This is a genomic window from Burkholderia sp. BC1 (genome assembly GCF_052683555.1).
This window is the reverse complement of the sequence record NZ_JBQYLP010000023.1, coordinates 82668-88906: the sequence shown is the minus strand read 5'-3', so window position 1 is coordinate 88906 and position 6239 is coordinate 82668. Positions and strand designations below refer to the sequence as shown.

General features: G+C 64.4%; 7 protein-coding genes. 4 read left to right on the top strand and 3 right to left on the bottom strand.

All coding sequences use genetic code 11. The annotated features are described in order from the left end of the window. A partial coding sequence (locus ACSHSS_RS13950; protein ID WP_445545109.1) for an alpha/beta fold hydrolase occupies positions 1 to 175 on the bottom strand: 175 nt, incomplete at its 3' end. A 341-nt stretch (positions 176 to 516) separates the two neighbouring features. On the opposite strand from ACSHSS_RS13950, the gene ACSHSS_RS13945 reads away from it, so the two are divergent. The 3 genes from ACSHSS_RS13945 to ACSHSS_RS13935 all read left to right on the top strand — a co-directional run bounded on the left by ACSHSS_RS13945 (position 517) and on the right by ACSHSS_RS13935 (position 2661). After that, complete coding sequence (locus ACSHSS_RS13945) at positions 517 to 966, top strand: MerR family transcriptional regulator (protein ID WP_445545106.1); 450 nt, start codon at positions 517 to 519, stop codon at positions 964 to 966. A gap of 316 nt (positions 967 to 1282) precedes the next feature. Then, positions 1283 to 2191, top strand: coding sequence for an acetoacetate decarboxylase (locus ACSHSS_RS13940; RefSeq protein WP_445545108.1), 909 nt, complete (start codon positions 1283 to 1285; stop codon positions 2189 to 2191). Further along, complete coding sequence (locus tag ACSHSS_RS13935; RefSeq protein ID WP_445545105.1) at positions 2188 to 2661, top strand: MerR family transcriptional regulator; 474 nt, start codon at positions 2188 to 2190, stop codon at positions 2659 to 2661. Before ACSHSS_RS13940 ends, ACSHSS_RS13935 begins: the two co-directional genes overlap by 4 nt. A 73-nt stretch (positions 2662 to 2734) precedes the next feature. On the opposite strand, the gene ACSHSS_RS13930 is transcribed toward ACSHSS_RS13935, so the two are convergent. Further along, on the bottom strand, positions 2735 to 3952 hold the full coding sequence (locus ACSHSS_RS13930) for an alpha-hydroxy acid oxidase (RefSeq protein ID WP_253573901.1): 1218 nt from the start codon (positions 3950 to 3952) through the stop codon (positions 2735 to 2737). 102 nt (positions 3953 to 4054) lie between these two features. Here ACSHSS_RS13930 and ACSHSS_RS13925 point away from each other — a divergent pair, with 102 nt between their 5' ends. Continuing rightward, a complete protein-coding gene (locus ACSHSS_RS13925) occupies positions 4055 to 4954 on the top strand; it encodes a LysR family transcriptional regulator (RefSeq protein WP_253573903.1) in 900 nt (299 codons plus the stop codon). Positions 4955 to 4988: 34 nt separating this feature from the next. On the opposite strand, the gene ACSHSS_RS13920 is transcribed toward ACSHSS_RS13925, so the two are convergent. Further along, positions 4989 to 6218: an MFS transporter gene (locus ACSHSS_RS13920; protein ID WP_217061265.1), complete on the bottom strand. Its 1230-nt coding sequence runs from the start codon at positions 6216 to 6218 to the stop codon at positions 4989 to 4991. Positions 6219 to 6239 lie beyond the last annotated feature (21 nt).

Here is a 6239-nt window from a genome sequence, read left to right as displayed (position 1 = left end):
AGAGCCCTGCTCCGAAGCCGCGAACATGCGTTGACAGTCGGTACGAGATCATCTGGGCGTCCCAGTCATCCGCACTGAGCGGCCAACCGTGATGGAAGAAGATGACCGGTGCGTCGCGCGGCCCCCAGTCCTTGTAGAAGATCTGAACGCCATCCTTCGTTGTGACATATCCCATGATCAGCATTCCTTTTCGATATTCAGATTGACAACCCGTGACGTATACGGCGATCCTTGCTGCTCGGTGATAGGCGGCTCCTTGGGTGAGGGTGATGGACGAGGCGGCAACGCGATGATCGAGCAGGCATCCAGACACGTTGCCGGCGACGCACAGGTCCGCGTCACCATTCGCTCGGACCTGGGTGAGACATTGCGCTCCTTTTGTTGAGACAATTTGAAACGGGCGGTCGGCCCCGATACGATTGCTTACCCTCGAATCGGTCGCGCTTCGACATGTAGTCGCCGAGCAACTTTAGGATTAAAGTCAACGTCAATGTCAACAGTTTTTTGGGGTGTCGCGTGAGAATCGGCGAGTTGGCGAAGCGCACCGGTCTGACGGCCTCACGCATTCGCTTCTATGAGGCGGCGGGGCTGATCAGGGTGGTGGAGCGCCAAGCGAATGGCTATCGGGAGTATCCCCCCGAAGCGGAAATTCTCCTGGGGATGATTTCGGTCGCGCAGCAGGCTGGCTTTACGCTCGAGCAGATTCGGCAACTGCTGCCCGTCGGTCCGGGCGCATGGGATCACGGCGCGCTGCTGGACGCGCTCAAGCGGAAGGTGGATGAGATCGACAGCATCCGCGAGCGTCTCGACCAGAGCCGTGCTCAGCTCGTGATCGCGATCGAGAGCATCGAGGCCAAGCCGGACGGAATCGCTTGCGCAGACAATAAGAAACGCGTGCTCGACCGCCTGCGCGAAGCAGGAATTACGCCCGATCTCGGCAAGCTCGACGGCGGCACTGTCGGCTGAGTTCCGTCGGCGGCGCGAGCAAGTTATGCGAGCAGTGACATGCTCGCGACCACAGTGTCGACAAAGATGTGCGCGCCCAATCCGTCGCTGACCGGACCCAACGCAGCATCCGGCACGCCTCGTCGCCCGGCTCCGTTCGTGATTCGCATGAATCAGGCGGCGCGACTTCGGCGAATCGCCTCGATTCATTCCCCGTCGTTGCGAAGGGCTTGACCTTAAAGTCATATTCAATCTTAGAGTGACCCTTACCGGCTGTTGATCGGTATGCCGCTCGAGGCCCGCCTGCCGGTTCAATCACGGAGAAGGGTCAATGAATATGGACAAGCGGTTCACGCAGGTCGAGTTTGGGACGCACAAGGTCGAGGTGCCCGCCGGAGGCTACTACGACCGTTACCGGATGAACCCGGACCTCGACGAAGTGGCGCGCGACCCTGCTGCGGGGAATATCGACTTTTTTCGCAGGATCCCGAAGCGGCTCGTCGCGTCGACGGTCGGTCCGACCTGGGCGCCGAACTTCTACTACCGTTCCAGTCACGTTCAGTTGCTGTTCCTCGCGCCTGCCGATCGACTGCGGGCGATGTTGCCGATACCGCTCGAGCCGCTGCGCGCCTATCCCGGCCGCGGACTGGTGGCGTTGACCTTCTTCTCGTACGCCGTTTGCGATAACGACCCCTACGACGAAGTCTCGGTCGCAGTGGTGATCCGCCGGCCGGGCGCGCGCGGGCCGCATGCACTGGAGCTGCTCGATTCCCTGCGACGCCGCAGCTTCCACGCGCATGTTCTCGCGCTACCGGTGACGACGGAAATCGCGCGGGTGCGCGGTCTCTATGGATATCAGTTGCCGAAATGGCGCACGGAGATCGGCGTGAACATCGGCGCCGACGTCAACGCGAGCATCGCCGGCCCCGGCGGCAAGGCCGATCTGACGCTGCGTGCGCCGCTTCCGGTGTTGCGCGATGTGCCATCGCAGTCCCATATGGCGACGGCAACCATGATCAACCCGATCGACGGAGAGTGGCATGAGACACGCGTGCAAACGAACATGCTGTCGTTCGCGCAGCACCTCTTTCCGCGTGACGTCCGGCTGGCGCGGCACGGTGGGCCATTAAGCCAGCTGCTCGACGGACTCGGGGCGTCCACTGTGCTTCGCATGGACGTCGTCAAGGACGCGCAGGTGGTGTTGAACATGCCCACGCGGCTAGACACTTTCACGTTGGCGACATGAAGATAGGCGATCTGGCCGAGCGCACCGGCCTGACGCCGTCGCGCATCCGCTTCTATGAACGCATCGGCCTGTTGACGGCCGTCGGGCGGCAACCGAACGGCTATCGCGTCTATTCGCCGGACGCCGTGGTGCTGCTCGGCCTCGTCGCGACCGCGCAGAAGGCCGGCTTCAGCCTGGACGAGATCCGCATGCTGCTGCCGCCCGATCTTGGGCAGTGGCAGCGCGGTGCGCTGCTCGAAGCACTGCGTCACAAGGTGCGGGACATCGAATCGATGCAGATCAAGCTGGCGCAGAACAAGGCCCATCTCGTGTCCTTGATGGCCGAGATCGAGGGCAAGCCCGGCGAAATCGATTGCAGCGCCAACGCGGCGCGTCTGTTGTCGCAGATGCAGTCGAGGGAGCCGGTCGGTGCGGCGCGAACGCACGGGGCAGTCAAGGCCGCACGACGCCGACCGACCGGCAAGGGGTAGGCGATGTGCACGTGAGGGCGTCCTGGCGCCGTCGTCGTCAATCGCTCGAGCACCGCCGTGCGGCATGCGTTTCTCAGCGCTTGCGGACGATCAACCCGGGATGCAACTCCCGGCAAGCACGCGCCCCAAGCATCGCCATGTCGCGATCGACTTCTTCCTGCAATAGCCGGATCGCGTGCGTTACGCCCGCTTCGCCGGCAACGGCCATTGCATAGTTGAACGGTCGACCGACGAACACCATCCGCGCTCCCAGCGCAATGGCCTTCAGAATGTCGGCACCGCGCCGGAAGCCGCCGTCGAGCATCACCGGAAACGCAGGCTCGAGAGCCGTCACGACGTCGCGCAGGATGCGCATCGGCGAAACCGTGCCGTCGAGTTGGCGGCCGCCATGATTGGACAGGATGATGCCGTCCGCGCCGACGTCGCGTGCGGCCAGCGCATCGTCCACGCTCAGGATGCCCTTGACGACCAGATTGCCATTCCATTGCGCACGAATCTGCGCGAGATGCGTCCAGTCGAGGTGATCGCGCGCGGAGAAATCACGCAACACGTGCGCGGACAGGATCGGCGCGCCGCGCGTCGCGAACGAATTTTCGAAGTGCGGCATCCCGTGCCGGAGCAGTGTCCGGGCGAACGTACCGATCAGCCAGCGCGGCCGCGTCAGCCCGTCCCACGCGAGACGCATGCTCGGACGCAGCGGCGTGGAGAAGCCGGTACGGACGTTGTTCTCGCGATTCGCCGCAACGGGAATGTCGACGGTGACGACGAGCGTCCGGTATCCCGCACGCGCGACGCGCTCGAGCAGCGCGGCGATGCGTTCGGGATCGCCCGGAAGATAAGCCTGAAACCAGGTGGACGGCGCTGCCGCCGCGACCGCTTCGAGCGGGATCAGCGACGAGCCGCTCATGATCGACGCGATGCCTGCCGCCTGCGCCGCGCGGGCGAGCACGATGTCGCCGCGATAGGCCGACAACGCGTTGATGCCCATCGGCGCGATACCGAAAGGCGCGGCGAACCGCTGCCCGAACAGCTCGACCGCCTGCGTGCGGGCCGACACGTTGCGCAGCACGCGCGTCGTGAAGCCGAATTCGTCGAACACGCTGCGGTTGTCGTCGCGCGTGCGATTGTCTTCGGCGGCGCCGCTCACGTAGCCGAAGATCGGACGCGGCAACACGCGGCGCGCGCGTGCTTCGAAATCGTGCAGGCTCAGCATGCTGCGCAGCACGCGCGGCGGCTTGTCGGTGGGCGCCGCGGCGTCGCGACGAAGTGTGGCGCGATCGACGACACGCATCCGGACTCTCCTTTTCATTCAAGACGAGGGCTCATGCTAGGTTGACCTGGGTTTGAATAAAAGCGATATTCTTTCGAAATTCATGTTCGCTAAAAGAGAACAATGTCGACGCCGACGCTCAAGCAGCTCGATGCCTTTTATTGGGCCGCGACCTGTGCCAATTTCGCCACGGCCGCGCAGCGGCTTCATCTGTCCGTGTCGTCGTTGTCGAAGCGGATCAACGAACTCGAACAGGTACTCGGGCGAACGCTGTTCGACCGAAGCGGCTATCGCGCCACGCTGACTCAGGACGGCGAAAGTCTGTTGCCGACGGCGCTGCGCGTGCTCGAATCCGTCGCGACGATCCAGGACACCTTCGGTCAGCACAACGGACTGTCGGGGCGACTGCGCTTCGGTGTCGGCGAGTTGTCGGCGATGACCTGGCTGCCGCGTTTCGTCGCCGCCGTTCAAACGCTGCACGGCCAGCTGCAGCTCGAGCCGCATGTCGACATCGGCGAGGCGCTCGAGGAGAAGGTCGACGCGGGCGAGCTGGACTTCGCGGTGGTCGCGGGTCGCTCGTCGCGCAGCAGCATCGTGTCCCAGCCGGTGGCCGAAGCGCGATTCGCCTGGATGGCCGCCGAGCGGCTCGTCGGCCGTCAGCGCACACTGACGCCGGCGCTGCTCGCGCGGCATGCGCTCGTGACGCTGCCCGCCGGGTCGGGCGTCACGCGCATTCTGGACGAGTGGCTGCTTGCGCGCGGTATCGACAGTCCGCGCCACATCACATGCAACAACTGGTTTGCCGTGGCGGGCATGTTGCGCGAAGGCGTCGGCATCGGCTTTCTACCGACGGCCTGGGAGACGTCGCGCGCGGGCGGGGCGCTGGTCCGTCTGACGAGCCAGCCGGCGTTGTCGCCGCTGCATTACGCATTTCAATGGCGGCGCGGCGACCTGCGTGCGACGATTCCGGCCATGCTGGCACTCGTGCGGCAGCACGTGGCGTTCGACGTGCCGCTCGCATGACCGGTCGCCGCACCGGCCCGTTGTGGCGCGGTGCTCAGCTGATTTCGCGTCCCTTCGTTTCCGGCAGGAGCAACGCGGTGATCAGCACGACCAGATAGGCACCGCCCGCGAACATGCCGATCGCCATGCCGAGCCCGTATCCGTGGGCGAGATACCCGACGAGGCTCGGGAACAACGCGCCGAGGCCGCGCCCGAAGTTGTACGCAAAGCCTTGTCCGTTGGCGCGCACGGCCGACGGAAACAGTTCCGTCAGGTAAGCGCCCATGCCGCTGAAGATGCCCGAGGCCGCGAAGCCGAGCGGGAATCCGAGGATCAGCATCTGGTCGTTGGTAAGTCGAAGCTGCGTATAGGCGTAGATGCTGATGCCGGACAGCATCGCGAAGATCAGCAGGTTCGCGCGGCGGCCGGCGCGGTCGGTCAGCCATGCGCCGGTGAGATAGCCGATGAACGATCCGAGAATGACGACCAGCAGATAGCCGCCCGTGCCGACCACCGACAGATGACGCTCGGTTTTCAGGAACGTGGGCAGCCACGTGGTCACCGCGTAGTAGCCGCCCTGAACGCCGGTACACAGCAACGAGGTCAGCGCCGTCGTCTTGATCAGCGACGGCGAGAAGATCGTCCAGACGGACGTGCGCTTGTTGCCGGCTTGCTCCTGCTTGCGCGTACGCTGGAATACTTCAGGTTCCGGCACGCCCTTGCGGATGTACAGCACCAGCAGCGCCGGCAACGCGCCGACCCAGAACAGCGCACGCCATGCATAGTCTTCGGGCAGCCAGGAAAACAGAACGGTGTAGACGATGGCCGCGATCCCCCAGCCGATCGACCAGGCGCTCTGCACGGTGCCGACGGCTCGCCCGCGGAATTCGGTCCGCACGATCTCGCCCATCAGCACCGAGCCGACCGCCCATTCGCCGCCGAAGCCGAGCCCTTGCAGAGCCCGCAGGACGAAGATCTGTTCGAAATTCTGCGCGAAGCCGATCGCCACCGTGCAGCCCGAGAACCAGAGGATCGTCGCCTGCAGGATGCGTACGCGTCCGTAGCGGTCGGCGAGGATCCCGGCAATCCAGCCGCCGACGGCCGAGAACAGCAACGTGACGGTCGCCAGCAGGCCGGCCTGCGTGCTGTCGATCTTGAAAATCGAGATCAGCGTCGTGATCACGAACGTGAACACCATGAAGTCGAGCGCGTCCATCGCCCAGCCGCCCGCCGCGGAAATGAAGGTCCGCTTTTCGGTGACGGACATCTTGCTGTACCAGCTCATCTTGTCTCCTTGTCATATGGC

Coding starts and splice junctions, on each gene's coding strand:
- ACSHSS_RS13940 (WP_445545108.1), top strand. CDS start 1,283: ATGGACAAGCGGTTCACGCAGGTCGAGTTTGGGACGCACAAGGTCGAG.
- ACSHSS_RS13935 (WP_445545105.1), top strand. CDS start 2,188: ATGAAGATAGGCGATCTGGCCGAGCGCACCGGCCTGACGCCGTCGCGC.
- ACSHSS_RS13930 (WP_253573901.1), bottom strand. CDS start 3,952: ATGCGTGTCGTCGATCGCGCCACACTTCGTCGCGACGCCGCGGCGCCC.
- ACSHSS_RS13925 (WP_253573903.1), top strand. CDS start 4,055: ATGTCGACGCCGACGCTCAAGCAGCTCGATGCCTTTTATTGGGCCGCG.
- ACSHSS_RS13920 (WP_217061265.1), bottom strand. CDS start 6,218: ATGAGCTGGTACAGCAAGATGTCCGTCACCGAAAAGCGGACCTTCATT.